We start from the raw sequence: 26,605 nt of genomic DNA, 5'->3' as shown, positions 1-26,605 counted from the left end.
AAAAAATTCAACAAGTTGCCGCAGCAAATGCAGATCAGATTTGAAAGCAGCCGGAAAGAAGTAGCGCAAATGGATACCGATATCCTGCGCGACAATTTCCTTGTCAAAGATATTTTCCGGGATGGTGAGATCCATTTCGTATACAGCCACTACGACCGCGTAATCATCGGCGGTGCCATTCCGCTTGCCACACCGTTGGCAATCCCGGTTTTCGATGCCCTGAAGGCCTCCTATTTCCTCGAACGGCGAGAAATAGGCATTATCAATATCGGCGGCGACGGCGAAGTTATTGCCAACGGCACGCATTTCGCGGTCAGTAAGCTGGGTTGTGTATATGTAGGGAAAGGCACAAAAGAAGTATTGTTAACCAGCAAAAACCCTTCAGAACCAGCCGCTTACTATTTACTCTCCTCGCCTGCACATCACACGTACCCGACGCGACTTTTTAACAAGGAAGACGCGACGCCGGCGACCGTGGGAAGCATGGAAACGTCAAACCACCGAACGATTTACAAATACATCCATCTGGACGGCATTCAGAGCTGCCAGCTGGTTATGGGCCTTACGGTACTACAAACGGGCAGCGTTTGGAATACGATGCCTTCCCACGTTCACGACCGGCGCATGGAAGCGTACTGCTATTTCGATATACCTGAGAATCAAAGGGTATTACATTTAATGGGCGAGCCTTCCGAAACCCGTCATTTGTGGGTGGCCAACCGTCAGGCGGTGATCTCGCCACCGTGGTCGATCCACTCGGGCTGCGGGACTTCCAATTACTCTTTCATTTGGGGAATGGCGGGTGAAAATAAGGATTATACAGATATGGACCCGGTATTGATCGGCGATCTCAGATAATGGAAGCACTCAGAGAAAAAGAATTCGTGTCCGACAGCGAAATCCCCTGGGAAGACCTCGGAGGCGGCCTGAAACGCAAGGTCATGGCCTATGACGACACCCTGATGATGGTGAAAGTGGCATTTGAAAAAGGCGGTATCGGTACGCTGCACAGCCATTTTCATACTCAAATGAGCTATGTCGAAAGCGGCGAATTCGAGATCACGATTGGTGAACGGAAGCAGGTTTTGCGGCAGGGCGATGTGTATTACATCCCGCCGCATCTCGTGCATGGTGCATTGTGCCTTTCGGCCGGCATGCTGGTCGATATTTTTACTCCCATGCGGGAGGATTTTATTAATGTTCCGAAGGCATAACCCGTTCTATATGGCCCTTTTTCTACGCCGTTTACACTCCTTTCCGCTCTGGATCACTTTTGTCGTGACAACCGCTCCTTCGCGCAGGAAATACCGCTATCGCGGCAAATGGCAGATTCTTTCATGACTAACCATAAAGATTCGATCCTTGTCGGCACGACCAGGGATTAGTAATGAAGGCTATTCTTGGAATTTCTAAATATGGTAAGGGTACAGTATTCGCCGTCGGCGATCCGTGAATTTGCAATGAATATGTTGACGGCAGGAGAATCGATACCAGCTTCGGAAATTTCAAAGCGGGCAAATACCTCACCGGTCGATTGTTGAACAGGTTATTAAAAAATAATTCTCACTGCTATGGGCTATCTTTTCCGCGAGAACCTTCGCCAGCTCAGAAGTCAGCCCGGCGTAGTCGTGGCCGATGATTCCGTGTTCCAGTTGCCGGAAAAAGTGCTGCAATTCGGCACCGGAGCATTCCTGCGCGGCCTGGCCGATTATTTTATAGACAAAGCCAACCGGCAGGGAATCTTCAACGGCCGGATCGTGGTCGTGAAATCCACGGACCAGGGCGACACCAAGGCATTCGAACGACAGGATAACCTGTACACCATTTGCTCCCGCGGCATTCAGGATGGCGAAGCCAAGGAGGAAAATATCATTTCATCGGCCATTAGCAGGGTACTTTCGGCGAAAACGCAATGGTCGCTCGTGCTGGACCTGGCCAAAAACCCGGCTGTAAGCATTGTGATATCCAATACCACGGAGACCGGCATTCAGCTTGTGCAAGACGATATTTACCAGTGGCCACCGGTGTCGTTCCCCGGCAAATTGCTGGCTTTTTTGTATGCGCGTTACGTGGCATTCGGCGGCAATCCCGATTTTGGAGTAGTGATTATCCCGACAGAATTGATCGCAGATAATGGTAAAAAACTCGAATCCATTATCCTCGAACTCGCTCACCGCAATGGTCTGGAGGGCGCGTTCATCGACTGGATCGAACAAAACAATTTTTTCTGCAACTCGCTCGTCGACCGCATTGTTCCCGGCAAACCCGACGAAACGCGGCTGAAAGAACTGGAAGAAGAACTAGGTTACCGCGACGAGCTGCTCATCACCACCGAGCATTATCATTTGTGGGCTATCGAAGGCGACGAGCGTATCCGTCAAAAAATTGGCTTTTACGGCATTGATAAAGGCCTGATTATCGAGCCGGACATTGAACAGTTCCGTGAACTGAAACTGCGGCTGCTGAACGGCCCTCACACGCTCGGGGGTGGGCTCGCGCATTTGTGCGGTTTCAAAACGGTCGTCGATGCGATGAACGACCCGTTCTTTTCGGCATTCATTAGGCATTTAATGGAAAGCGAAATCGCGACCGCGATCCCTTACGACGTCCGCCCGGACGTAGCCCTCACATTCAGTCGACAAGTTGCCGACCGTTTCCGAAACCCCCATATTTTACATAAGTGGCTTAATATCAATCAGAATTACTCCGCCAAAATCCTTTCGAGGGTCATCCCGACTTATTTGAATTACGAAGCAAAGAATGGTTACCTACCCGAATACATGACTTTCGGGCTTGCGGTTTTTATCTATTTTATGAAAGCTGTGAAGAGAGAGGGAGACCATTATTATGGTCGACTCGACGGTGTTCCTTACCTGATCCAGGATCCGAAAGCGCCGTTCTTTTATCAGAAATGGCAAATGACCTCGCTGCCAGATATGGTGCAGGCGATACTGAAAGAACAATCGATATGGGGCCGTGACATGAATAAAATCGATTCTGTACATAGCTCCATCGTCAGATATCTCCAATCCATTGCCCAAAATGGTATTACTGAAACACTCAAAACGCTTTTAGAAAGAACGGAATATGCTATCTCACAATCCTGAACCCGCAGAGCTTCAATCGGAGGCCAAAAGGACCAGTTATCGCTGGCGCGTTGTCGCGCTCCTGTTCTGCGCAACGACTATCAATTACCTCGACCGCCAGGTGCTGGGATTGCTCAAACCGACCCTGGAAGCCGACTTCGGCTGGTCGGAATCCGATTTCAGCCACATTGTAATGGCATTTCAGGCTGCATATGCATTTTCCCTGATCGGTTTCGGAGCTATTATTGATAAAATCGGCACCAAAATTGGTTACGTGATCTCGGTGGTTGTGTGGAGCATCGCGGCCATGTTGCATGCTGTCGCGACGGGCACATTCAGTTTTGGGTTCATGCGGGCCGTTCTGGGGCTTGGTGAAGCCGGCAACTTTCCGGTGGCGATCAAGGCAACCGCCGAGTGGTTTCCTAAAAAAGAGCGGGCGTTGGCCACGGGCATCTTCAATTCCGGGGCTAATATCGGCGCAGTTGTAGCGCCCGTCATGGTCCCCTGGATTCTGGGCGCCTATGGCTGGCAGGAGGCATTTCTGATCACCGGTGCCCTCGGTTTTGTGTGGCTGATATTCTGGTGGCGGTACTATGAGCTTCCCGCAAAGCAAACGCGCATCAACCAGGTCGAATATGACTACATTCACAGTGACAACGAAGCTGATACGAGCAAAGAAGCACCGGTTAAATGGCTTCAACTTTTCAAAATCCGCCAAACCTGGGCATTTGTTTTTGGTAAAATGCTCACCGACCCGATCTGGTGGTTCTTTCTCTACTGGCTGCCTTCCTATTTCGCCGAAGCATTTAAACTCAATCTTTCCAAACCGAGCCCGGAACTCGTGATCGTGTACACGGCAACCACGGTAGGCAGTATCGGCGGCGGGTATTTGTCGGGGTATTTTATCAAAAAGGGCTGGCCGGTGTTTCGCGCCAGAAAGACCTCAATGCTGATTTTCGCATTCCTGGTAATGCCTATTATGGCGGCCCAATACACGACTAACATTTGGCAGGCCGTCGTGCTGATCAGTCTGGCGGCAGCGGCGCACCAGGCTTGGAGCGCAAATATTTTTACGACGGCCTCGGATATGTTTCCTAAAAAGGCTGTAAGTTCGGTCGTCGGTATCGGTGGTATGGCCGGATCAGTAGGAGGCATCCTTTTTCCTCTTTTGGTAGGGATCATTCTCGACAACTACAAGGCTGCCGGGAATATCGGCGGAGGGTATAACGTCATTTTCATCATCTGCGGGTTCGCGTACCTGCTCGCTTGGGGAGTAATGCACGTGTTTTCGCCGAAAATGGAGAGGGTGGATATATAGTACTTCGGCTTTCGGCCGTCGGCTGTCATACCTGACCGTTTCAGAAAACAAAAGTCCGATAGCCGACAGCCGAAGTTAAGTCCTAATTCCTTATTAATCGATGAAAAAAACACTTTTGCTCCTTGCATTCCTTTTGGTAGGCAATGCATTTGTATTCGCCCAAAGCGCCGACGAAAAAGCCGTTGCAGCAACTGTCGAAAAGCTGAAAACTGCCATTATCAGCGCTAACGAGGCCGATCTGAAAAAACTGACCTCTCCCTCCCTCTCCTATGGCCATTCCAATGGTCTGCTGGAAGACCAGAAGGAGTTCATCCGCGCGCTGGTTAGCACGGAATCTAAATTCACCAAAATTGAACTTAGTGAACAAACTATCACCATCTCGGGCGATGTTGCTTTGGTCCGCCACAAGCTGTTTGGCGATACACATAACAAGGGCAAAGAACCAGCGCAGGTGAAACTCGGAGTATTGATGGTATTCCAAAAAGTAAAAGGAAACTGGGTACTGCTGGGCCGCCAGGCATTCAAGCTGGTTTAATCTCTTTCAAAATATTCAAAAAGGGTCTGTTAATCACTTTGGCAGACCCTTTTGGCATTTGAGAAATCGCGTTGCTCCATTTTCTGTCGAGCGATCTCTACTGCCTTGTGTAACTTCTCCTGCAAAATTTGCTGAGACGGCAATGCCGTGAGGTAATCCGCGACGCGGATGTTACTATTACTCAGCTGCATTAATTCAATGTGTTCGCTGCTTTTCCCAGAGCATAAGATCAACCCGATCGGGTCATTTTCACCTTCCATCATCTCGTATTTTTCCAAAAACCGCAAATAAAGCTCCATTTGCCCTTTAAAACCAGCTTCGAATTCCCCCATTTTTAAGTCCACTACAACCAGGCATTTCAGCCGCCGGTGATAGAATAGCAAGTCGATGAAATAATCCCTGTGATCGATAGTAATGCGCTTCTGTCGCGCCATGAATGCGAAATCGGTACCCATTTCAATAATGAAACGCTGCAATTCCACGATAATCGAGGCTTCAAGGTCCTTTTCGGAATAGGCATCTTTCAATCCCAGAAAGTCGAGGAAATATGGGTCTTTGAAAACCAAATCGGGGTTCAGTTTCTGCTCGCTTCTCAGCAGTTTCAGGTCGTTAATGATCACGTCCTCGGGTTTTTTACTGATGGCAGTTCGCTCGTAGAGCATGGATTGAATGCGTTCCCTGAACGTCCGCACACTCCATTTTTCGTGGATGCACATTTGGATATAGAATTCTCTTTTGACGAGCTCCTGAATGGGCAATACCTCCTTGATGTGCGACCAACTCAATTGTCGTATCAGTGATACGACAATTTGTTCGTCAGGAAAGAGCTCTGCAAATTGAGTCATTCTACGCAAATGCTTTTCGGAAAATGATGTCCCGTATTCCCCTTCCAATTGTCGCGACAGTGTAGCGACAATTTGCTTTCCGTATTCAGCCCGCTCCTGTTTCAGGATTTCCTGCCGGATTACCGTTCCGATTTTCCAGTACAACAGGCTCATTTCTGCATTCACCGAAACGGCAATATACTGCCTACTAGCCTGTATCAGATCTTTTACCGCGTTGAAAAGTGAACTTTTTGTGATGTTGTCCATAGTGAATGTGATTAAGTCCACCCATTTAGACGTTCGCCTCCCACTTTGGTAACGCACTTCTACAAAAAACTTTTTCACCCAAAAATTGCGTAACAAAAAAGTTACATATAAATTCGTGTAACTAAAAAGTTACGCATTATGAAACGCGACATCAAGCTCAAATGGTTTTATCCGTACCCACCTGAAATGATATGGGAATGCCTTACCAATCCCGAAATCCTCACCAAATGGAGCCCGATGAAAGACTTCAAGCCCGAAATAGGTTTTGAATGCCAAACCCAGCAAAAGCCGAGGCCTGCACAGAATTGGGATGGAATTATGTACCACAAAATACTGGAAATCGAGCCGTTGAAAAGGCTCTCTTATAGTTTCAAAGGGGGACCCAAGCCGGGTGTTACCACACTGGATACGGTCGTGACCTGGATTTTGGAACCCAAGGACGGAGGCACTGAGCTGCGACTGGAACATACCGGGTTTACCGGCGCGAAAAACATGCTAACGAGCTTCATCATGGAAATGGGTTGGAAGAAAATCGTTAATAAATCACTCAAAAAGGCTTTCGAAGCACATTTCTTATGAGCACGGAGACGGTGGATGCCTTCCAGGCCCTGGCGGACCGGGGGCGACGGGAAATATTGATGATGGTTGCCAAAGAAAAACGCTCGATCAATGCGATCGCGGAGAATTTCGATATCAGCCGACCAGCCGTTTCAAAACATATCAAAATCCTCCAAAATGCGGGATTTATCAATATAGAGGAGAAAGGTCGTGAGCGATATTGCGTGCTGAGCCAGACCGGCTTCAGCGAAGTCCAGCAATGGATCAACATGTTCGAGGAATACTGGACAGCACAATTCAGAAGCCTGGAAAATTACCTGGCCGCCCATGCGCCCGCCTCCAAAAAATAACCGTCAATGCGCCGGTTTCTTCGGGGCCGGCGCGGAAGCATGGTATTTTTTCTGGACAATGGCAGCATACTTATCCATCAGTTCCAACACCTTTTCGCGGGATTTGGACCTTACGACCAGCCCTACATGGTGCGGTTCGTTCATACGCCATACCACCTCCGGGTCGTTGAAAACCGACAGGTCGGGCCACTCCTGGCGTGCCAGAGAGATGATAATGCCGGAATACTCTTTCCGCACAGGCGGCAGTTTGTAGTTTTCGCCCTTGGCCTCAGCGGTTTCCATCCTCGCCCATTCTTTCCAGAGGTTAATACCCGACGACGCTTCCACCATCTCGGAAAGGTGCGCGCCGCCGACGCGCGACGATGTTTCGAGGAAATAATATTTACCGTCGTCATAGCAACGGATCACCTCCGTATGCGAAGCGCTGTGTTTCAGTCCGAATGCTTTCAGCAAATCCACGGCGAGCGTTTGCAATGCATGCTCTTCGGAAGAATCGAAGGGCACCGTAACCGAGCGGAATATCCCCCCGCCATGGGCCACATCGAAAGGTGGAGCAAGGTATTTGCTATTCCAGGAAAATATAACAATACCGTTGTACGATATCGAATCTACATGATAGACGTCGCCCGGCTTGTACTGCTCCACCAAATAGGCGTGGCGTTTGTCGCCCAGTTCGTGAATGGTGTTCCAGAGCTCCTCGGCGGTACTCAGCTTCTGAATGCCCAAAGCCGAAGCCTCCGAACGTGGTTTGATCATCCACGGGCCCGGGTATCTCTCAATAAAACGGTTGATCTCATCATCATTAAATAGCGCCGAAAAACCCGGGACAAGAATGCCCGATTCCAATGCTTTTGTACGCATTGCCAGCTTGTCGCGGAAATAGCGGCCGGTAGTTTGCCCCATGCCGGGGATGCGGAAATACTCGCGGATGTGCGCCGCTTTCTCCACATCGAAATCATCGAGTGCTACCACGCGGTCGATCGGGCGCGTGCGCATCACATACGCAAGGCCGGTGATGATCTCGTTCATGTTATAAGTACCATCTTCGCCCTCCTCGACATAGAAAAACTCATCCACGGCATCCCTGACCCAAGGCTTATCTTCCAGCTTTTTCGCGGTGATCAAAAAAACCTTATTACCAGCATCTTTCAGCGCCTGCAAAAAATCGTTGCCTTTGAAATAGGTGGAAATGCAGAGAAAAGTCAGAGTTCGGGTCATAAAATGTGATTTGGTGGACGGTAGCGGCATTTAACGAATGAGCCATGCCATAAAGCATATATTCTCAAATCTAGCAAAAAGAACCATTTTGGCAAGAAAAGGCCCCGTTAAATTTCCGTTATAACCGGGCCATTGAAATTAACCCGCGAGTTTCGAGAGGTAAGCGATCAATAACTTCACGCCGTAGGCGGTTCCGGCACGGCCTGGCGCAAATTCGGTATCTCCGAATGCCATTCCGGCAATGTCGAGATGTGCCCACGCCGGATGCCCGGCAGTAAATACTTCCAGAAACTTGGCCGCCACAATGGCGCCCGCCAGGGGTTTACCGTGATAGTTCTTTACGTCCGCGATATCGGAGTTGATCTCTTCTTTGTATTCGTCCCAAACCGGTAGTCGCCACAGGCGCTCGCCGGTCTCGTCGGCTGCGCTAATGAGCTCTGCCGCGAGATCGTCGTTGGGCGTAAAAAGACCTGCCGCTTCGTAACCGAGCGTCTGGATAACACTTCCGGTGAGCGTTGCAAGGTCGATAAGCACATCCGGCTCATAATGTTTGACGGCATAATGCAGGCCATCGGCAAGGATCAGCCGGCCTTCCGCATCGGTATCGATCACCTCGATCGTTTTCCCTGCATAGGAACCGATCACATCCCCGGGTTTCATACCCGAACCATCCACCGAGTTTTCAGTGGAAGGAAGCACACCGATAATGCGGACTGGTAATTTCAACTGTGCCGCCAGTTCAATTGTGCCCAAAACAGCGGCTGCTCCACCCATGTCGCTTTTCATCAAATGCATATTGGCCGACGGTTTGATCGAAATACCACCGGTATCGAAGGTGACTCCCTTTCCAACAAGCGCAATCGTTCGAGTGTAATGTGCCGGTTTATATTCGGAAACAATCATCACAGGCGGCTCGTCACTTCCCTTGCTCACAGCCAGCAATGCATGCATACCTTGTTCTTCCAACTGCTTTTTTTCCAATATCTGAACCGAATAGCCATTCTTGGCGCCCGATTTTACTGCCCAGTCGGCCAGCGTAGCAGGCTTTTTATAATTAGAAGGCGCATTCATCAAGTCCATGACGCGGATTTGTACCAGAGCAGTTTTCAATGCATTGCTCGCTGATTGCTCCATATCCAAACCTTCGGTCAAAATCGACAAGATACCCGATTTGAAAAATTCACTCACCGCTTTCGGCTCCGTTTTATAAAGCTGCAGGTCGTAACCGCCCAAAACAATACCATTCACCGCACTCCCGATCCATTCGGCCCCATGTCCGCGTCCGTCAAGTATGATGTGCGCGGGCCAGCGGTCTTTTCGTTTGAAAAAAAGCGAGCGGAAAATTTTGGCAACAGCCGGGAGCTTAGGTGCTTTTCCCAGCCCCAACCACAACTCTTTCGACGAATACCACCATGTTTCCCCTTTCTCCGCTTTAAACATTTCCTGGTTAGCGGGTTCGGCACCCTGCTCGAACGGGCGGACAATCAGCACGTCTTCGATAGGCTCCTGTATGATCTCTATTTGCATTGGATTCAAAATTCGGTTAATAAAAAAAGCAAAGACAATATATGCCTTTGCTTTCAAAAATGGGTTATGCGGACATTAATCCAATCCGCCGCGGCGGGTAGGCTTGCGCGGCTCAGGCCATGCGCCCGGTACACCTTTGGCATCGAGGGGCAAAATGCTTTTGTCACGCGAGGTTTTGGCAGGATCTTCGCTTGCCTGATAGGCCAGAATTGCCGCCAGTATCGCATTGCTGCGAACGTCGTCGAATACGATCTTGTCGTAGGTATCCCGGTTGGTGTGCCACGTGTAAGTGCCGTACGACCAGTTCAATGAGCTCAATGAAAATGCCGGAGCACCCGCTGCTACGAATGAGGCGAAATCGGACCCGCCGGTTCCGGGGGCACCGGGAAATGAGGTTTGGATAGGTGTACGGATCGGCTCGGGAACTTTGGTCAGCCAGCGGGTTAGGTATTCATAAGCATTCAAAAAGCCCTGACCTGACAGGTTCACGACCCGGCCCGTGCCATTGTCCTGGTTGAACACCGCCTGAATATTCTGCACGATCTCCGGATGGTCTTCCACAAATGCGCGCGAGCCGTTCAGCCCCTGCTCTTCGCTTCCCCAATGCCCGACCAGGATCGTTCGCTTGGGATTGGGATATACCTTTTTGAGAATGCGCATGGCCTCCATCATCACAAGTGTACCGGTCCCGTTGTCAGTAGCGCCGGTGCCGCCATCCCAGGAGTCAAAATGCGCTGAGAGGATTACATATTCATTAGGCTTTTCAGTGCCTTTGATCTCCCCTACAGTGTTAAAAGTCTGGCTTATACCGGTTTCTTTCGCGTCGGCACGCACGCTGATTTTCGGCGTATGCCCCGATTCCGCCAGGCGGTATAACAGGCCGTAATCTTCGAGTGAAATATCTACCGTTGGGATGGCTTTCGTGTAAGCACCGAAAATCTTATTTGCCCCAAAACCCTTTGACCAGTAAGACATCACCACGCCCGCCGCACCCGCTTTCTCCAATGCAAGCGGCAATGTGCGGGAAGTGTAGCCGGTCTTTTTCAGACGATTTGCCCATCCCTCGGTCTGCGCATCCCGGTCCTTTTTCATCTTTTCAAACGATTCTTTCGTGGCAAACTCCTGCCAGTTATAATCAGGGCGGCCTGTGGGTTGGTTCATACTAATCAGCACGAACTTGCCTTTGGCAGAAGGAAGCCATTTCTGAAAGGCTACCGAATCGGCCACATCGGGCAGTATCACCACATCCGCGGTTACCGTTTTACCATTCGTGCCGGGGCTCCATGCGAGCTGCATTCCTTCGAGCGACTTCACGCGCGGCGCCACCATGTCTATATGCGACACGCCGCGCTCCCAACCACGCCACTCACCCCATTTTTCATTTTTTGCGCTGATACCCCAACCTTTGTATTTAGCCACCGCCCAGTCGTGTGCCTGCTGCATTTGAGGCGAGCCTACGAGCCGGGGGCCGATCACGTCCATCAGTTCATGGCCGAGTTTTTCCAACTGCGAGTTTTCAGTAGCCTCCTTTACAATGTTTTCAACCACTGGGTCTTTCGCGACCGCGTCTTTACTTTGTGCAAAAACAAAACCGGCCTGACTCGAAAGACAAAGGGTCAGGAACAAATAGATTTTTTTCATGGAATTGGTGGTTTAAGAAATATCGTGACCCAATGTAGGAAATCGCTATGACGCTTTCCTTGCCCTCTTAAAAAATTCTAAATTGATATTTTAATTATATTATTCCAGTAAGAGCCATGGATGGCACACTGGTTCACAGGCAGATATGTTAAACCGGATTATCGCATTTGTATTTTTCGCCAACTACTTCGTCGGAATCCTGGCGGTGGCATTATCCCTGGAAACTGCCTTTCAGCTTAACATCCCGCTCAATTCACTCTCCTATTACATTCTCCTTTTCTGCACAACCGTATTCTACTACACGATCGCCTATTCGGGACCGGTTATCCCGAAAGTTTCCGCCAATCCCCGCACCGAATGGTACCGGCAGCATTACCGTTTTGTACGGATGAGCCAGGTGTCCCTTTTCAGTATTTGCACGCTGCTGGGGGCCTGGTACCTGATTGAAAACTTCCATGCGATCGTACATTTGCCGCTTTATTACTGGCTGGTTTTATCAATTGTGCCGCTTGCCGCGATCCTGTATTATGGTTTACTGCCCAAATCCCTCATTTCATTTAACCTACGTCACACCGGCTGGCTGAAAGCATTCGTGATCGGCTTTGTGTGGGCTGGATGCGTCAATCTTTTTCCAGTCGCGGCCCTGCGGATCGAACGGGGCATAGCCGTTGCGGAGCCCCTGCTGATGCTCTGGCTTTTTACCAAAAACTGGATGTTCTGCACGGTCAACGCCATTATGTTCGATATGAAGGACTATGAGGACGATGCGAATATCGAATTGAAAACATTTGCTGTGAGAATGGGACTTCGGAGGACCATCTACGCCGTGCTTGTACCGCTTTTGCTCGTCGGCCTCGTTTCTTTTCTGGCATTTGCTATTTACCAGGATTTCGGCATTCCGACGATATTGTTCAATATGGTACCCTTTGTGTGCCTGCTGGTGGTCGCGTTTTCGCTTCAAAAACGGCAAAGCATTTTGTTCTACCTGATCGTGATCGACGGACTACTACTGGTTAAAGCACTATGCGGGATCGCAGGGAGCTTTTTTGCGCACCAAAATCTGCATTAACTATGCTGAACAACTATGACCGCATTGCTGCGAACTATGACAGGCTCAGCAGGCTGATTTTCGGAAAATCGATCATCCGCGCGCAGCAGGCATTGCTGCCATTTATAACCTCTCCCGCTCGCGTGCTCATCGTAGGCGGGGGAACGGGTTGGATATTGGAGGAAATTGCGAGGCTATACCCCTCAGGATTAGCCATCGACTATGTTGAAATCTCGTCCAATATGCTTGATCTCGCCAGGAAAAGAGATTTCAAGGGCAATCAGGTCAAATTCATTCATGCCAGCATCGAAGACTATGTGACACAGGTTCAATATAATATCGTCATGACGCCGTTTCTTTTCGATAATTTCAGTCACGAACGCGCCCATGTAGTTTTCGGAAAGCTGGATAGAATGCTCAAAAACGCCGCATTATGGCTTTTTACAGACTTTCACATTGATAAAAGCCTCAACCGGATCTGGCAAAAAGCCCTGCTGAGGTCCATGTATATTTTCTTCAAAAGTATCAGTCACGTGGAAGCCGACCAACTCCCTGATATGCCGCAGCATTTTGCCAATAATGGCTATTACCTGACATTTGAAACCTTCTACTTTGGTCGGTTCATCCGTTCAGCCGCGTACCGCAAATCAGGCGACCGCAGTGCGGTCCCGGCCAAAAATAAACCGCTCGTTGAAAATGAGGATCGATAGCAGGATCAATGCGTAAGCAGTGATCTGCACCGAATTAATCGGCTCATGAAAGTAAAACAACGCGATCGCGAAGTTCATCAATGGATTGATATACAACAGAATGCCCATTGTCGAGGAGGTCACCCCCTGCAACGCATACAGGTTCATGAAGAGCGGAATGATGGTGAAAACGACGGCTATCAGCGTGATCAGGACGTAAAATAAACCTTCTGTTGGCAGCGCTGCGCTGTATTTCGGGTAAAAAGGAAGCAGCAGCAATGCAGAGAACACGATCTGGATCGTGAGCACCAGGAACTTGTCGATACCCGTATTCTTGCGCTGGCTTACGAGATAGAATGCGTACGAAGCCGCGACAATCAGGCTGTACAGAATATCCGATATATTATTGAATGACAACAAAATACAACTCAGAACACTGAGCATTACCGCTGTCCACTGCCATTTGCTGAGCTTTTCATCCAGTACGAAAAAGGCGATTACGGTGGTCATGATCGGGCAGACGAGATAGGCAAACGAAGCGGCCTTCACACTGATGTGGTTCATCACGTAAATGAAGAAAAACCAGTTGGCGGTCAGCAATACCCCGCCGATCAATGTCAGGAATGCAACCTGACGTTTCCGCCCCGCAGGCATTGCCCTGAAAGCAGCGACACTCTCTTTCAGCACTTTCACCCGCACAAACAGACTGATTACCGCCATCACCGCCGCGCACATGAACACGCGGTAAAAAAGGATGTCGAGCGACGGATATCCTTTCAATGGTTTGAGGGCAAGGCTGAAAAAGCCCCAGATCAGAAATGAAACAAATGCGGTGAGGTAGTACTTTGAAAATTTCATCAGGCTGTTGATGTGGTGTGGACCGTATTCCCGAAACAGCAAAAAATGCAGCCGGGTTCGTGCAGGTTCGTCGTGAAGGGATATTTCCAATTGAAATTTAACCGTTTCACTATGCAACCGTTGGTTAATCTATCGTGTCAACCAGACAGTTTCCATTCCCAAAAGCCCAGATCCATGAAAATTCTCTCCATCCTTCCTTTCCTGTTCATCTGCCAGATCGGCCTCGCCCAGCATACTACATTTTCCGTTGGGCTCAATTCAGGCATTTCACGCTTTGCGGGCGCGAGCGCAGAAAAGACGACCACTTCCGGCACCGGAGGCCCTTTTTGTGGCTGCCTTCTTCGGGAGGCTAGTTACCTCGGTGATGTACCTGCAATTACTTACGGCGCAAACCTCGCGGTGCAACACGAGTTTAAAAACCATTTCCTCGTCGGCCTGGAAACCGGTTACGAAAACCTCCGCACTCGCATTAATGTTGAACAATATCAGCTCGACGACATGATCTTTAAAACCGACAATGGCTACGGTATTACCCGTAACCACTTCATCAACATTTTCCCCAGCGCTGGATATAACTTTTCATTAGCAGAAAATCTGGATCTCTCGCTCCGCGGTGGCGCCGATTTTGGCATCGGCCTCAGCAGTTCGAGTCGCCTGGTTATCAAAGATGTATTTGAAGACGACCAATATACCGATCGCGACGGCCTCACCCCCGGCCTCGATTTCCGCCCCAGAATGGAAGCAAAAATATCCGGTAAGCGGCTCGGGTTGGCAGTAAGTTACGCGCACGGGGTGACGAACTGGCTCAACGACTGGGCAGGCGGCCCTACCGACCTTCATATGCGTGTGTGGCGCATTGGTGTCCAGTACCGAATATTCTAAAAAAGCAGTAAAAGCGGAACCATAGTCGGCTTATTTGACTTGATTGGTAAGGCAATATTAATCAAGTATGACATTTTCCGACATCCGGCTGGTGGCTACCGATATGGACGGTACGCTTTTGAATTCCAAACACGAAATCCACGAATCTTTTTTCCCTGTTTTCAGGAAACTTAAAAATCACGGAATCATTTTCGTCGCAGCCAGTGGTCGTCAATATTTCAACCTCGCCAAAACCCTCGATGCCGTCAAGGATGAGATCATCTTCGCTGCCGAGAATGGCAGTTATGTAGTTTTCAAAGACGAAGAAATCCACATTCAGGCAATCGACCCGGAGATTACCCGCGAGTTGATCTTGATTTCAAGAAAGATCAAAAATACCTACCCGATCATTTGCGGGAAGAAAAAGGCTTACGTCGAGAATGACGACGAAGAGTTCATCAATCACCTCAAACTGTATTTTGAAAGATACGAGGTTGTGCCTGACCTGCTCGAAATCACCGACGATCAATTTCTCAAATTCACATTATGCGACCTGGCAGGCTCTGAAGTAAACAGCTACCCGTATTACAAGAAATACGAGCACGACCTGCAGGTGAAAGTCTCCGGGCCGATCTGGCTGGATATTTCGCATAAAAAAGCCAACAAAGGCCGTGCAATGGAGGTCTTGCAGGAAAAATTCAACGTTACAGCCGAACAAACAATGGTTTTCGGGGACTATCTGAACGACCTCGAAATGCTCGAAAAGGCGCATTATTCCTATGCAATGGCGAATGCGCACCCGGATATTAAAAAAATAGCCCGTTTCATCGCCAAAAGCAACGATGAAAACGGGGTTGTAGAAGTCCTTTCGGAAATCGCGGAGTAAGGCAATGCCCTACTCCGTATATTTTTTGAATATGGAAGTCGCTGTATGCCCTCCGAAACCGAAGGTATTGTTCAGCGCGTAATTCACAGTCTGATTCAGCGATTTGCCCAGCACGATGTTCATGCCTTCGGGAATCGCCTCGTCCAGGTTTTGTGTATTAATGGTCGCCGGAATAATATCGTTTTTAACTGCCAATGCACAAACGATACTTTCGAGCGCTCCCGCCGCACCCAGCAAATGGCCGGTCATCGACTTTGTGGCGCTGATCGCCACCGGGTGGTCACCAAATACGGTTTTCATCCCTTGCAGTTCGCTCATATCGCCTAGCCCGGTGGATGTTGCGTGCGCATTCACGTAGTCGATCTTGTCGGGTGTAATGCCGGCTTCGGCCAGAGCTTTTCTCATACCCAATGCTGCACCCATACCATCCGGAGGTGTACCGGTGAGGTGGTAAGCATCCGCAGCCATTCCGCCGCCGACGATTTCAGCATAGATTTTGGCTCCTCTCGCTTTGGCATATTCCAAATCTTCGAGGATCAATGCCGCAGCACCCTCGCCCATTACAAAACCATCACGGTCTTTATCGAATGGTCTTGAAGCCGTTGCAGGATCGTCATTCCGCTTCGAAAGTGCCTGAGCCGCGCTGAAACCGCCCAATGCCGAGTAGATAATCGCTGCCTCGGAACCACCGGCTACCATCAGCTTGGCCTTACCCATGCGGATTGTGTCAAATGCGCTGATCAATGCAGTATTCGAAGACGCACAGGCCGAAACGGTACAGTAGTTAGGTCCGTGCAGTTTGTGGCGGATCGAAATTACACCTGCTGCAATATCCACAATCATTTTTGGAATAAAGAACGGGCTGAAACGCGGTACCCCGCCTGATGCGTGGAATTCCAGTAACTGGTCCTCAAATGTACCCATACCACCGTTTCCGGTTGCCCAGATCACCCCCATGTCCTGGCGGTCTTCCAAGTCGATATTCGCAAAGTCTAGCCCTGCATCCTTGATCGCCGTATCCGACGCCGCAATCGCATATTGAGTATGCAAGTCATACTTTTTGAGCTCCTTCTTTTCGATATAATCTTCGGGATGGAAGTCCTTCACTTCGCAACCGAATTGAGTTTTGAATTTGGAAACATCCATTTTAGTGATGGTAGCAGCACCGCTTTTACCATCTACAATATTTTGCCAGAATTCTTCCACGGAATTCCCCAGCGGAGAAATAACCCCCAGGCCGGTAACTACAACTCTTTTCATACAGTTTAATTATTTGATCCAGGACATCAGGAGCGGTTAGTCAACCTCCTGAGTCAGTGTATCTTTGAAGATATCGTCGACCAGTTTCTGCACCTTCGGACCAATCAACAGGATTGCCGGGATGACGATCAGATACGACATGCTCCAAGATTTGAGCCAAATCACCAAAAAATTGGCAACAAATCCAATATTTAGGGAGATCAAAGCGAAGGAAATTATCCCCGTCGTAACGATCCCCATGATCATGGCAAAAGCGATTTTCTGTCTCATAACGGCAGTGATTTTTGTGTATTGAAGGTTACTTTCTGTGACGTCCTTTTCAGGCAGTTTGGAGGTCAACGCCGGGGTTCATCGCCTGCAAAGCGGCCGCCGGGTTACTCAAAAAGAGGCTAAACACATCGGCAGTACGCCCTGTGAGAATTTCATAGGTATTGTTTTCAAATGCTTCCACGAGTTCGTCCGCTACCTGTTTGGCGGGGATCCCATTCGTAGCGCCACCGATTTCAGCTGAAAACTCCGTATCCACCAGCGGAGGGAGGATCTCGAACACTTTGATATTGGTGGATTTGCCCAGCGCAATACGCAGAGATTGCGTGTAAGAGTGCAATGCGGCCTTACTTGCGGCGTAGGTTGGCAGGAAGTGGTTCGGCACCAGGCCAGCGATGCTGGAAACGGTTACGATTGCGCCTTCGTTCGCCTTTTTGAGCAGCGGCAGCAATTTCTGGTTCAGACGGATAATGGCCAGGTAATTGGTGGTAATCTCCTCTTCGGCCAATGTTGCAGCGTCCCGATCACCGTCCAGATGATAGTAAGCGGCCTTACCGGCATTGTTAATGACCACATTCAGGGTAGGAAATTCATTTTCGAGGCGGGCAACGAGCTCGTCTGTCGCCTGCTTGTCAACCACATCGTAGACGATCGGCGTTACGTTATCCAGCTGCGCCGCCGCTTTTTGCAAACGCTCTTCATTCCGACCGGTGATGATTACATGATTACCTTTTGCAACAAATGCTTTGGCGAATTCGAGACCAATACCGGCACTTCCGCCGGTAATGAGGATTGTATTTCCAGTAGTTTTCATCGTTTCTTTATTTAAAATATACCAATTGGTATATTATTTGAGAAAATAAAAGCCGGGTATTCATCCGGTTCCTTTGGCGAATTAAAATTCACATGACAAAAATATACCGATCAGTATATTTTTGCAAGAAAAAACGAAAAAATTTTTGCCTTATACACAAAAAACGGCCCGGTTGGCCACCGGGCCGCTATTGTACTTCCCATAGCCCATAATTTCTTACTTTGCGCTTACGCGCCAGATAATATTGGCGGAGTCGTCGTTCACTAGCAGCGAACCATCATTCATTACCGTCACTCCCACGGGCCGGCCATACACCTTCTTTTCGCTTTCCACAAAACCGGTGAGAAAATCTTCCGGCTTGCCCGAGGGCTTCCCATTTTGAAATGGTACAAAGACCACCTTATACCCCGAAAGCTTCGAGCGATTCCATGAGCCATGCAGGCCTACGAATGCGCCATTGTGGTATTTCGCAGGAAATTTGGTTTTGTTATAGAATGCCAGTCCCAGCGCTGCCGTGTGTGAACCGACGGGAACATCCGGCACGATCGTCTTTGCAACCAGGTCGGGGCGCTCCCCTTTTCTTCGCGGGTCTTCGTTTTGCCCGAAATACGCGTAAGGCCAACCATAGAAGCCTCCCTCCTTCACACCCGTAATGTAATCGGGCACGAGGTCATCGCCCAATTTATCGCGCTCGTTCACAGCTGTCCAAAGCACATTCGAACCCGGAGCCCAGTCCATTCCCACGGGATTCCGCAGCCCGCTCGCGTATATGCGCTCGCCCGAGCCATCGGGGTTTATTTCCAGGATATTGGCTCTCCGCTTTTCTTCATCGATACCGTGGTCAGCCACATTACTCGCAGATCCGACCGAAATGTAAATTTTACTTCCGCTTGCATTCGCCAGCAGGTTTCTCGTCCAGTGATTGTTGTAGCCGCCTGCGGGCAAGTCCACAATCTTTTCGCCTTTGGAAGTGATTTTAGTTTCGCCGTCTTTGTAAGGATAGCGGTAAAGGCCATTGGTGTTGGCCACGTAGAAGTAGCCGTTCAGCACGAGCATTCCGAAAGGCTTGTTAAGTTTTTCAAGAAAAATTTCGCGCATTTCGGGCGTCCCGTCCTTGTTCACATCTCGAAGGAGCGTGATCCTATCTGCACTTTTACGTGTAGCCGATTCGGCTACGAAAATGTCGCCATTCGGTGCGATATAAGTCCAGCGCGGACTATCGAGTTTATCGGCAAATTTGGTTACTACGAAGCCTGCGGGCGCCACGGGTGTTTGGCCATCGGGCCAGCCAGCCTCTTCCGGCCTGTTCTCCACAGATTCGGTCGCGAATGGAGCAGGCAATGTGAGACTGTCGGTCGCAGTTGCCACGGAGTCGGGTCCGCTTTGCGCCGCTTCTTCCTTTTCCTTCTTACTATTGCAGCCCCAGGCGAACACCAGAGCCAGCAGACAGATCATTTGACACTTCTTCATCTTGATGAATGTTAATGCAAAAAGCTGGGCAGAAACATTGCGTTTCCGACCAGCTTTTACAATAATAATGCCAGTATCCCCCTCTACACCAAGCCCCTTTCTTTCAGGACGGCCTGTTCATCACCGGTGATGTAGGCAAACACTTTCAACGTCCCGTTCAGATGCTGCAACAGGTAAATCACACTGAATTCGATGGAACCCGGCTGACCGCCCTTTTCATAAAACGATTCCCAGTACACTTCTACCATATAATGCAGCTCGTTCAGCTCTGTAATATCCAGCTGCCTGATCTCCATTTTGGTAATACCGATGGAGCGGTAGAAATTATAGCCTTCCGGCACACGTTCCCAAAACTCCTGGTCATTCTTCCCGCCGATAATTCCGTTCGGACTCGCTTCGACGAAGAAATCTGCAAATGCCGCCGCTGTTTCTTCCGCTACCGCATTCCCGGCAAGCCCTTCGGCAAACCGCTTCTCATATGCGTCAAAAAACTGCTCGATCTGATCGTGGATATCTGCCATTGTCATAAATTCATTGGTTCAGACAGCGGTCCGAGAAAGAACCGTGCCATTTCAGCAACCTCAGAACGACACAGGCACTTCCACAATGGTCGTTTCCCATCCCAGATACATCTTCGCGGCTTTGTCGGAAACCTTTTCAAATACTATTGAGAAGTTCTCGATCGGTGCATCTGCTTTTTTTACCGGCGCCGTCACGCGTAACACATCATTAGCCTCCTTGTATTTGTAGGCACCCCAGTAATCTACGTCGCTGCTCAAAATGATTGTCCATTCTTTCTCGTTTGGAATTGCAAACATCGAGTAGGTGCCTGCCTTCACTTTTTTGCCTCCAAAAGTGGCGTCTTCATAGAATCTGATTTCCGTTGATTCATCCGCGCCCAGGCGCCACACTTTGCCATATGGTTCTTTTTTACCGAAAATTTCACGCCCATTCAAAAAAGGACGGCTGTACGACACCTTCACCAATGCTTTCTCTCCATCCTTGCGGTCATGTGCAAAGTGATCCGGGAAATATGCGATATCGCGCGGGCTTTTATCCAGTCCTCTGAATTTCTGCGCATTCACCCCGAACGCAATCACCATCATCAAAAGGGCCAGGAAAATGTTCTTTTTCATGTTTGTGGTTTTTGTTAAAGATTTGAAGGCTAATGATAAGAAAAACAGCCGGGATTGTGAATCACGGCTGTGTTAAGTTTTAGGAGAATGGTATTTTCACTTTGTTATTACGTATGTGGGCAAGTCTCCGTTATCCCTCGCGAGATCCCAACCCAGTGCTTCGTTGTAGAAAGCCTTTGCAATAGCAACAAAGCCAGGTTTAATCGTGTATTGGGCCCTTATTGTATCGGTGCTCCCATCTTCGAATTCGAGATAAGTAGTCGTCCACTTATTATCGTTGACCGCGTCCCACGGGGGTGAGTCAAGCAAAACTCTGACATGATAAGCCGACTCGAATGGGTATTTGTCAAATGAATAACCGCCCGAACGGGACATCATAGGATCAAAGTAAAGTTGTTTGGCACCATCTTTTAAGTAATACACTTTAAATTTCCTGAAAGAGTTTGGAAGATCCGGATCCAACAAATCTCTCCCGGATTCATTTCGCACGCTTATTGTCACACTTGTCGACACATACATTCCGAGTGGCTGCTCTTTGACCACTTCATCGCTTCCGTCTGTACAACTCAAAACGGCCACACTAATGGCTGTAATGGTACACAGCGTAGTTGTTCTTAAACAAATCATTATGTTCTTCATAGCCGGTTACTAAGGTTTTTTAATCGTTGTTACCATTGCCAGATTCGTATAAAAGCCACCGACCTTGCGCGGATCAGCCGCCGTCGGAACATAAAATCCGTTGTAGTCGCCATCCCAACCCCAATTCATACCAAACAAAGGCACATTCGAAGAAGTACATGATATGTATTTGTAATATCCATCACAAACCCAGGCGTGTCCCCCGCCATTTACACCACCTAAAATCACAGGTCTGCTAAAATTAAGTATCTCACTTTCCAACGTATTCGCATTAAATGAATTTGACCAGGTTGCTGATGAAGAATAGCCAAATGTATTTTTCAAAGCTGATGGTATTGAAGATAAAAATGCCCATGAGCCGGTGCAATCGTACATCATATTTACGCTATTGGCCGCAGATCGCATAAGGAAAGCAGCGTCTTGAGTGTAAGGAGCCATATTAGCCCATTGAAAATTATTCGGATGCTTATGATAGTTCATCACTTCTGCCATGGCAGTCGCAACGCAGCCGGTGAACATGCGGCCATTCGGCATATTGGAACAACTATACTGCAATTGCTGCGGCATATTGGCATTCCATGCCGCTGCCTGACCCCATTTGGCCGTATTCAGATTCACAAGGATCTGAGAATCCTGGCATCCCGGATCGACGGGTTGGTCCAAAACCCGTCCTCCGGCATTTTTGCTGCGCTCGATGAGCTTTGTTATCTCGGTAGTATTTTCCAGCCTTTTCCATTCAGCGACGATATTCGAATCGGGGGCCGCATTTGTCGACCGCAACTCTTGTATCGATTCCGCATAACTACGCATAAATTCTTTAACACCAGCAGGGAGTTCCTGATCAAGTGGAAATTCACTTGTATTTGAAAATGCTAGAATAGGACGGGCCCTTTTCTCGGCGGACACAACGATAAAGCCGCCACCATCGTAGGTAATTACATAATACAATGCATTTTGCTGTGAATCTCTGAATGTTTTTACTCTCTTGACATTCTTTTCACCAGCATCTGTTCTTGCATTAGCATTCGCCACATTACTATTATTGCTAATACCCACCAGCTCGGAGAAGTTGCTGGATATTAACAAAGCATCGTCCTCTCTTACCTCAGTTTTCGAGGCTACATTTTTAGCAGAATCTACATTTTCCGGCTTTTGACAAGAAATAGCAAGCAGGAAAACAATTAACAATATCCAATTAGCTTTTCTCATAAGGTGAATTAATTTGGTTTAAGAATTCGCAATGATACCTAAACCAAATTGTTAACCTCACATCAAAAAAAGCCCAATGAGTACATGGCTATTACTATTAAATTAACGGTCGGATTTTAAGGACGAAATTTTGAAATTAAACAATCGCCTTACCATTCAGCACCGGCCGCGGATCTTTCGTGTTGCCGATAATCGCAAGGCTCCTTTTGAATTCAACTTGCAGATTATCGCCTTCAAACTTACACCGCACAGTTTCATAATGCGCGGTTTCGATGAAGCGCCAGGTCATTTCGAAGGTAGTATCGTCAATCCAGGCGCCATTGGCGGCAATTTTCGTTTTCTTTTCGCCAGGGACGGGGGTTAGGACGAGTTTGAGCGGCATGGTCGATAAGTCGGTAAGGCCAATTTTCCAGTTGCCCAAACCATTTACCACAAGGTGTTCGCCCTTATCGTCGGTTACGCGGAAGAGACACCAGCCCTTATCAAATTCGAAGGATATTTTGCTAATTTTCAACTCATTACTCGCCAGCTTGAATGCTCTCCCGTTCATTTTCGCGGCGAGTTCAGAAGCCGGCTTTCCTTGAGTAAGAGGCAATGCGAGTGAGCCCAGTTTCTTCTGCATCTCCGATTGCACACCTTTGTCGGCAGGAACACCGGTGGCCTTCACAGTCGGCAGGATATGGTTCCAAACGTGGTTCAGAATGGCCTGCATATCTCCGGTTTCACTGGTAATGGCTACTACCATGTCTTCCTTCGGCATTACAATACAATACTGCCCGAATGCGCCATCTCCGCGGTAGGCACCGTTCCGGCAACGCCAAAACTGATAGCCATAACCTTGCTGCCAGTCGTCGTCCTCAGGTTTCCTGTTACTTCCTTTCGACATAATATGCGAGCGTGTAGCCTCTTCGATCCAGGCAGCCGGCAGAATGCGTTTACCATTGTACTCCCCTTTTTGCAAATACAACTGGCCGAATTTGGCAATATCCTCTGTTTTGACCCGCAACCCCCAACCGCCGGTATTAATGCCCTTAGGATCCACTTCCCAATCCACATCTTCGATCACCAATGGCTGGAAAAGGCGCGGTTTGAGGTATTCAAGCAAGGTTTGGCCGGTTAGTTTCTGAATAATGGCCGACAGCATGTACGTGGCGCCGCTATTGTACACAAAGAATGTACCGGGTTCGTGCTCCACAGGCTGCGCCAGAAACGATTTCACCCAGTTATCACTCCCCGATTCCCGCAGTTTCCCTGTCGTATCCTTATCATGGCCGGTCGACATGCTGAGCAAGTCGCGTACGCGCATTGCTGCGAGATTGGCGCTTACAGTCGCAGGTTTATCCTCCGGGAAAAAGGAAATGACTTTATCGTCCACTTTCAACTTGCCTTCCGCAACGGCAAAGCCTATCGCGCTGGAAGTAAAACTTTTACTGAGAGAATATAAAGTATGCTTCAAATCGGGTGCATAGGGAGCCCACCAGCCCTCGGCAACTACTTTTCCCTGCCGCAGAACCATCAAACTATGCAGGTTTAGCCGATCGGTTTCGACGGCATTGGCAAAATCCAGAATGCCTTTGGCCGACATTCCCTGCGCTTCCGGCGAGCTGCGCGGCAACTGTCCGTAGCTAAGCGACGACGCCCACGCCGACGCTGGAATGGCGCTGATTACACCCAATTGAAGGGCTCCAAACCCTAGTTTTTGAAGAAACTCCCTGCGGTTGTACGACATAATGATTATAAATGCTGGTGATGGAAAATTTCTGCGCACCGGCGGACCGGCTCGCGGGCGGACAGGTAGCATTTGCGCAGGGAGCGCTATCTTTGCATCAATCACGAAACAAATGACCGCATGCCGGAGAACGCAACTTCCTTCCAATCGCTTGGATTGTCCGAACCATTACTAAAAACCATCGCTGAACAGAATTATACTCAACCCTATCCGATTCAGCGGGCCGCAATTCCAGCCATTTTGAAGGGAAATGACGTGCTCGGCATCGCCAAAACAGGCTCGGGAAAAACGGCAAGCTTTGTGTTGCCTATTCTGGAATCCTTTCAAAACAGGCCTCCGGCGAAAAACCGGCATATTACTGCATTGGTATTGGTGCCTACCCGCGAGCTGGCGGTGCAGATCGGCACGGTTTTCCAGACGTTCGGCGAAAGGCTTCCGCGTAAGGTGAAAACGCTTGCGGTTTTTGGTGGGGTATCCATTAACCCGCAAATGATCGCATTGCAGCATGTGGAAATCCTGGTTGCCACGCCCGGCCGATTGCTCGAACTGCTCTCTTACAAAGCGCTGAACTTGTCTGAAACGCGCATTCTGGTGCTGGACGAGGCTGACAAAATGCTGAATATGGGCTTCGCCGATGAAATGCGGGATATTTTCTTCCTCCTTCCCAAAAGCCGCCAGAGCATTCTCTTCTCGGCTACATTAGGCGATGAAGTGGATAAAATCAATAAGAATCAGCTGAAAAACCCGATCCGGATAGAGATCGAAGAGGAAGAGCAGAACCTCGACCTGATCAAGCAAACCGGCTACTTCGTCGATCCTGACCGAAAGGGGCCGCTATTGAGATATTTGATCAAATCGCAACAAATGAAGCAGGTGCTGGTGTTCGTTTCGGCGACACGAACCGCGGATAACCTCGTTGAAAAGCTGAAAAAGAACGGTATCGACGCCATGGCCATGCATAGCAAAAAAAGCCAGGGTGCGCGCACCGAGGCTTTGAATAAGTTTAAATCGGGAAAATTGAATGTACTAGTGGCGACCGACCTCGCGTCGCGCGGGATCGATATCCAGTTTCTGCCTTATGTGATCAATTTCGAATTACCGCGCTCTCCGAAAGATTACGTGCACCGCATTGGCCGGACAGGGCGGGCCGAAAACCCGGGAGAGGCTATTTCGCTGATCTGCCCCGAAGACGTCCATCATTTCAAAATCATCCAGAAAAAGATGGGTAAGCGCGTCGAAATGATGGAGTCTTACGATATCGAACTGCGGGGCTATTAAATACTATTTCTTCTTGGCCGCCAAGTCTACAATATCCTTCTTGCTGCCTGTCCAAAATGCGATTTTCCGGCGGTTATAAGTGTAAGTAACCGCCACCGAATCGCCCCAGCTGATCACGGCGGGATAGGAATATTCGTCTTCCTTCTTGCCAGTCGCGATGTCGATCTTATCGGTCCAGTTCTGGCCATCGTCGTACGAAAGGATGAGCGAAAGCGGCGAGCGGGAGCCCCAGTTGTGGTCGTCGGGGTTGTAGGCGAGTACCAATGTGCCGTCGGCTAATTTGGCAAGATCAATGCCGCTGTTCGGGTTGGGCAGTGAGGTCTTTTTAATAGTTGACCAGGTTTTGCCGTAGTCCTTCGAATCGCTGCGCCCGATCACGCCACCGGTCGTACGCACGAGCATATGCACTTGTCCGGGCTCGGATTCCCACAATGTAGGCTGAATGGCGCCTTTTCCTTTTATTTCTGTCGTATCGATTTTTAAATATGGGCTGGCCGTCCAGGTTTTGCCCTTATCCGTGCTGCGGTCTACGAAAACCTCCCAGCGATTCACTTCATTGGAAGCGCCGGCGAGCCAGTCGCCGTTCGACAGCTCGATCAGCTTGTCTTTCACAGGGCCCCGGCCGCCTTTGTCACCCTTTACGAGTTCATAGGCTTCCGACCACGTTGCACCATTGTCCGAAGAAGTCTTTACCCACGTTTCCCACTGGGCGATCTCCTTCCCTACTTTGAAATACAAAATCACTTTTCCGTCGGCTGTTTTCTGCAAAACCGGGTTCCAATGCGCATCCTCGCGGATTTTGGCGACCTCGACCGGAGCGCTCCAATGGCCGGGACGACCTTTCGATAGCCAGATACCCACGTCCGGGTTCTTTTCTTCCGTGCCGCCAAACCATGCTACGAGAAACTGCCCGTCATCGAGTCGCACGAGCGTGGAAGCGTGGCATTGCGGAAAGGGACGCTGATCGCCGAAAACGAATTCTTTGTCATTTGCGAGCGAATCCAGTTTTTTGTCCTCTGCTGTTTCGGTCTGTTTCGAGCCGCAGGATGTCATCACAATGGAGCCCAGCAGCAAAGTAGCCGCCAGCCACTTAGATTGCTTTTTGTATTGTAGCATGGATTGAAAGATAGGTTAAAC

27 protein-coding genes are annotated in these 26,605 nt (G+C 49.2%); 12 read left to right on the top strand and 15 right to left on the bottom strand.

Going from position 1 to position 26,605, the window contains the following annotated elements; all coding sequences use genetic code 11:
- The first annotated feature begins 27 nt into the window (after positions 1-27).
- The 5 genes from kduI (at position 28) to ACQ4MZ_RS02305 (ending at position 4,939) form a co-directional block, all read left to right on the top strand.
- On the top strand, positions 28-858 hold the full coding sequence (gene kduI, locus ACQ4MZ_RS02325) for a 5-dehydro-4-deoxy-D-glucuronate isomerase (RefSeq protein ID WP_430842554.1): 831 nt from the start codon (positions 28-30) through the stop codon (positions 856-858).
- Positions 858-1,214: a cupin domain-containing protein gene (locus ACQ4MZ_RS02320; RefSeq protein ID WP_430842552.1), complete on the top strand. Its 357-nt coding sequence runs from the start codon at positions 858-860 to the stop codon at positions 1,212-1,214. The genes kduI and ACQ4MZ_RS02320 overlap by 1 nt, the downstream gene beginning before the upstream one ends.
- A gap of 357 nt (positions 1,215-1,571) precedes the next feature.
- Positions 1,572-3,107, top strand: coding sequence for a tagaturonate reductase (locus ACQ4MZ_RS02315; protein WP_430842550.1), 1,536 nt, complete (start codon positions 1,572-1,574; stop codon positions 3,105-3,107).
- Positions 3,088-4,404 carry an MFS transporter gene (locus ACQ4MZ_RS02310; protein WP_430842548.1) on the top strand — a complete coding sequence of 439 codons (1,317 nt, stop codon included), beginning with the start codon at positions 3,088-3,090 and terminating at the stop codon, positions 4,402-4,404. The genes ACQ4MZ_RS02315 and ACQ4MZ_RS02310 overlap by 20 nt, the downstream gene beginning before the upstream one ends.
- A 100-nt stretch (positions 4,405-4,504) precedes the next feature.
- The gene (locus ACQ4MZ_RS02305) at positions 4,505-4,939 is read left to right on the top strand and encodes a nuclear transport factor 2 family protein (protein ID WP_430842546.1); all 435 of its coding nucleotides are present in this window, start codon (positions 4,505-4,507) and stop codon (positions 4,937-4,939) included.
- Positions 4,940-4,968: 29 nt separating this feature from the next.
- On the opposite strand, the gene ACQ4MZ_RS02300 is transcribed toward ACQ4MZ_RS02305, so the two are convergent.
- Positions 4,969-6,030, bottom strand: coding sequence for a PDDEXK nuclease domain-containing protein (locus ACQ4MZ_RS02300; RefSeq protein WP_430842544.1), 1,062 nt, complete (start codon positions 6,028-6,030; stop codon positions 4,969-4,971).
- 138 nt (positions 6,031-6,168) lie between these two features.
- On the opposite strand from ACQ4MZ_RS02300, the gene ACQ4MZ_RS02295 reads away from it, so the two are divergent.
- Together ACQ4MZ_RS02295 and ACQ4MZ_RS02290 are read left to right on the top strand one after the other, a co-directional pair.
- Positions 6,169-6,609, top strand: a complete 441-nt coding sequence (locus ACQ4MZ_RS02295) for an SRPBCC family protein (protein ID WP_430842542.1) — start codon at positions 6,169-6,171, stop codon at positions 6,607-6,609.
- Complete coding sequence (locus ACQ4MZ_RS02290; protein ID WP_430842540.1) at positions 6,606-6,938, top strand: ArsR/SmtB family transcription factor; 333 nt, start codon at positions 6,606-6,608, stop codon at positions 6,936-6,938. The genes ACQ4MZ_RS02295 and ACQ4MZ_RS02290 overlap by 4 nt, the downstream gene beginning before the upstream one ends.
- Before the next feature lie 3 nt (positions 6,939-6,941).
- Here the strand turns inward: ACQ4MZ_RS02290 and ACQ4MZ_RS02285 are convergent, their stop codons facing one another.
- The 3 genes from ACQ4MZ_RS02285 to ACQ4MZ_RS02275 all read right to left on the bottom strand — a co-directional run bounded on the left by ACQ4MZ_RS02285 (position 6,942) and on the right by ACQ4MZ_RS02275 (position 11,324).
- Positions 6,942-8,156, bottom strand: a complete 1,215-nt coding sequence (locus ACQ4MZ_RS02285; RefSeq protein ID WP_430842538.1) for an ATP-grasp domain-containing protein — start codon at positions 8,154-8,156, stop codon at positions 6,942-6,944.
- 138 nt (positions 8,157-8,294) lie between these two features.
- A complete protein-coding gene (locus ACQ4MZ_RS02280; RefSeq protein WP_430842536.1) occupies positions 8,295-9,683 on the bottom strand; it encodes a leucyl aminopeptidase family protein in 1,389 nt (462 codons plus the stop codon).
- A gap of 75 nt (positions 9,684-9,758) precedes the next feature.
- Positions 9,759-11,324 (bottom strand): M20/M25/M40 family metallo-hydrolase, encoded by a 1,566-nt coding sequence (locus ACQ4MZ_RS02275; RefSeq protein WP_430842534.1) that lies wholly within the window; start codon positions 11,322-11,324, stop codon positions 9,759-9,761.
- 145 nt (positions 11,325-11,469) lie between these two features.
- On the opposite strand from ACQ4MZ_RS02275, the gene ACQ4MZ_RS02270 reads away from it, so the two are divergent.
- Together ACQ4MZ_RS02270 and ACQ4MZ_RS02265 are read left to right on the top strand one after the other, a co-directional pair.
- Positions 11,470-12,393 carry a UbiA family prenyltransferase gene (locus tag ACQ4MZ_RS02270; RefSeq protein ID WP_430842532.1) on the top strand — a complete coding sequence of 308 codons (924 nt, stop codon included), beginning with the start codon at positions 11,470-11,472 and terminating at the stop codon, positions 12,391-12,393.
- A gap of 2 nt (positions 12,394-12,395) precedes the next feature.
- Positions 12,396-13,082: a class I SAM-dependent methyltransferase gene (locus tag ACQ4MZ_RS02265; protein WP_430842530.1), complete on the top strand. Its 687-nt coding sequence runs from the start codon at positions 12,396-12,398 to the stop codon at positions 13,080-13,082.
- Here ACQ4MZ_RS02265 and ACQ4MZ_RS02260 read toward each other — a convergent pair.
- Positions 13,020-13,919 (bottom strand): EamA family transporter, encoded by a 900-nt coding sequence (locus ACQ4MZ_RS02260; protein ID WP_430842528.1) that lies wholly within the window; start codon positions 13,917-13,919, stop codon positions 13,020-13,022. The two genes, ACQ4MZ_RS02265 and ACQ4MZ_RS02260, sit on opposite strands and share 63 nt — an antisense overlap.
- A 174-nt stretch (positions 13,920-14,093) precedes the next feature.
- Between ACQ4MZ_RS02260 and ACQ4MZ_RS02255 the strand changes: the two genes are divergently transcribed.
- Positions 14,094-14,801 (top strand): outer membrane beta-barrel protein, encoded by a 708-nt coding sequence (locus ACQ4MZ_RS02255; protein WP_430842526.1) that lies wholly within the window; start codon positions 14,094-14,096, stop codon positions 14,799-14,801.
- A gap of 67 nt (positions 14,802-14,868) precedes the next feature.
- Positions 14,869-15,666: an HAD family hydrolase gene (locus ACQ4MZ_RS02250; RefSeq protein ID WP_430842524.1), complete on the top strand. Its 798-nt coding sequence runs from the start codon at positions 14,869-14,871 to the stop codon at positions 15,664-15,666.
- A 9-nt stretch (positions 15,667-15,675) separates the two neighbouring features.
- Here the strand turns inward: ACQ4MZ_RS02250 and fabF are convergent, their stop codons facing one another.
- From fabF to ACQ4MZ_RS02205, 9 genes are all read right to left on the bottom strand, one after another.
- Positions 15,676-16,926: a beta-ketoacyl-ACP synthase II gene (fabF, locus tag ACQ4MZ_RS02245; RefSeq protein WP_430842522.1), complete on the bottom strand. Its 1,251-nt coding sequence runs from the start codon at positions 16,924-16,926 to the stop codon at positions 15,676-15,678.
- A 36-nt stretch (positions 16,927-16,962) separates the two neighbouring features.
- Positions 16,963-17,196, bottom strand: coding sequence for a DUF2798 domain-containing protein (locus ACQ4MZ_RS02240; protein ID WP_430842520.1), 234 nt, complete (start codon positions 17,194-17,196; stop codon positions 16,963-16,965).
- A gap of 49 nt (positions 17,197-17,245) precedes the next feature.
- Complete coding sequence (locus ACQ4MZ_RS02235; RefSeq protein WP_430842518.1) at positions 17,246-18,007, bottom strand: SDR family oxidoreductase; 762 nt, start codon at positions 18,005-18,007, stop codon at positions 17,246-17,248.
- 216 nt (positions 18,008-18,223) lie between these two features.
- Positions 18,224-19,477 (bottom strand): PQQ-dependent sugar dehydrogenase, encoded by a 1,254-nt coding sequence (locus ACQ4MZ_RS02230; protein WP_430842516.1) that lies wholly within the window; start codon positions 19,475-19,477, stop codon positions 18,224-18,226.
- Between the two features lie 83 nt (positions 19,478-19,560).
- Positions 19,561-20,004, bottom strand: coding sequence for a hypothetical protein (locus ACQ4MZ_RS02225; protein WP_430842514.1), 444 nt, complete (start codon positions 20,002-20,004; stop codon positions 19,561-19,563).
- Positions 20,005-20,058: 54 nt separating this feature from the next.
- The gene (locus ACQ4MZ_RS02220) at positions 20,059-20,613 is read right to left on the bottom strand and encodes a DUF2911 domain-containing protein (protein WP_430842512.1); all 555 of its coding nucleotides are present in this window, start codon (positions 20,611-20,613) and stop codon (positions 20,059-20,061) included.
- A gap of 96 nt (positions 20,614-20,709) precedes the next feature.
- Positions 20,710-21,252: a VOC family protein gene (locus ACQ4MZ_RS02215; protein ID WP_430842510.1), complete on the bottom strand. Its 543-nt coding sequence runs from the start codon at positions 21,250-21,252 to the stop codon at positions 20,710-20,712.
- Between the two features lie 9 nt (positions 21,253-21,261).
- The gene (locus ACQ4MZ_RS02210) at positions 21,262-22,461 is read right to left on the bottom strand and encodes a C10 family peptidase (protein WP_430842508.1); all 1,200 of its coding nucleotides are present in this window, start codon (positions 22,459-22,461) and stop codon (positions 21,262-21,264) included.
- 136 nt (positions 22,462-22,597) lie between these two features.
- Entirely contained in the window at positions 22,598-24,190 is a 1,593-nt protein-coding gene (locus ACQ4MZ_RS02205) for a serine hydrolase domain-containing protein (RefSeq protein WP_430842506.1), read from the bottom strand.
- Between the two features lie 120 nt (positions 24,191-24,310).
- Between ACQ4MZ_RS02205 and ACQ4MZ_RS02200 the strand changes: the two genes are divergently transcribed.
- Positions 24,311-25,468 carry a DEAD/DEAH box helicase gene (locus tag ACQ4MZ_RS02200; protein WP_430842504.1) on the top strand — a complete coding sequence of 386 codons (1,158 nt, stop codon included), beginning with the start codon at positions 24,311-24,313 and terminating at the stop codon, positions 25,466-25,468.
- 3 nt (positions 25,469-25,471) lie between these two features.
- Here ACQ4MZ_RS02200 and ACQ4MZ_RS02195 read toward each other — a convergent pair whose 3' ends face one another.
- Positions 25,472-26,584, bottom strand: a complete 1,113-nt coding sequence (locus ACQ4MZ_RS02195) for a sialidase family protein (protein WP_430842502.1) — start codon at positions 26,582-26,584, stop codon at positions 25,472-25,474.
- Positions 26,585-26,605 lie beyond the last annotated feature (21 nt).

This window comes from Dyadobacter sp. BHUBP1, from assembly GCF_050587785.1.
In the GTDB taxonomy this organism is placed as follows: Bacteria; Bacteroidota; Bacteroidia; order Cytophagales; family Spirosomataceae; genus Dyadobacter.
This window is presented reverse-complemented; position numbering and strand designations above follow the sequence as displayed.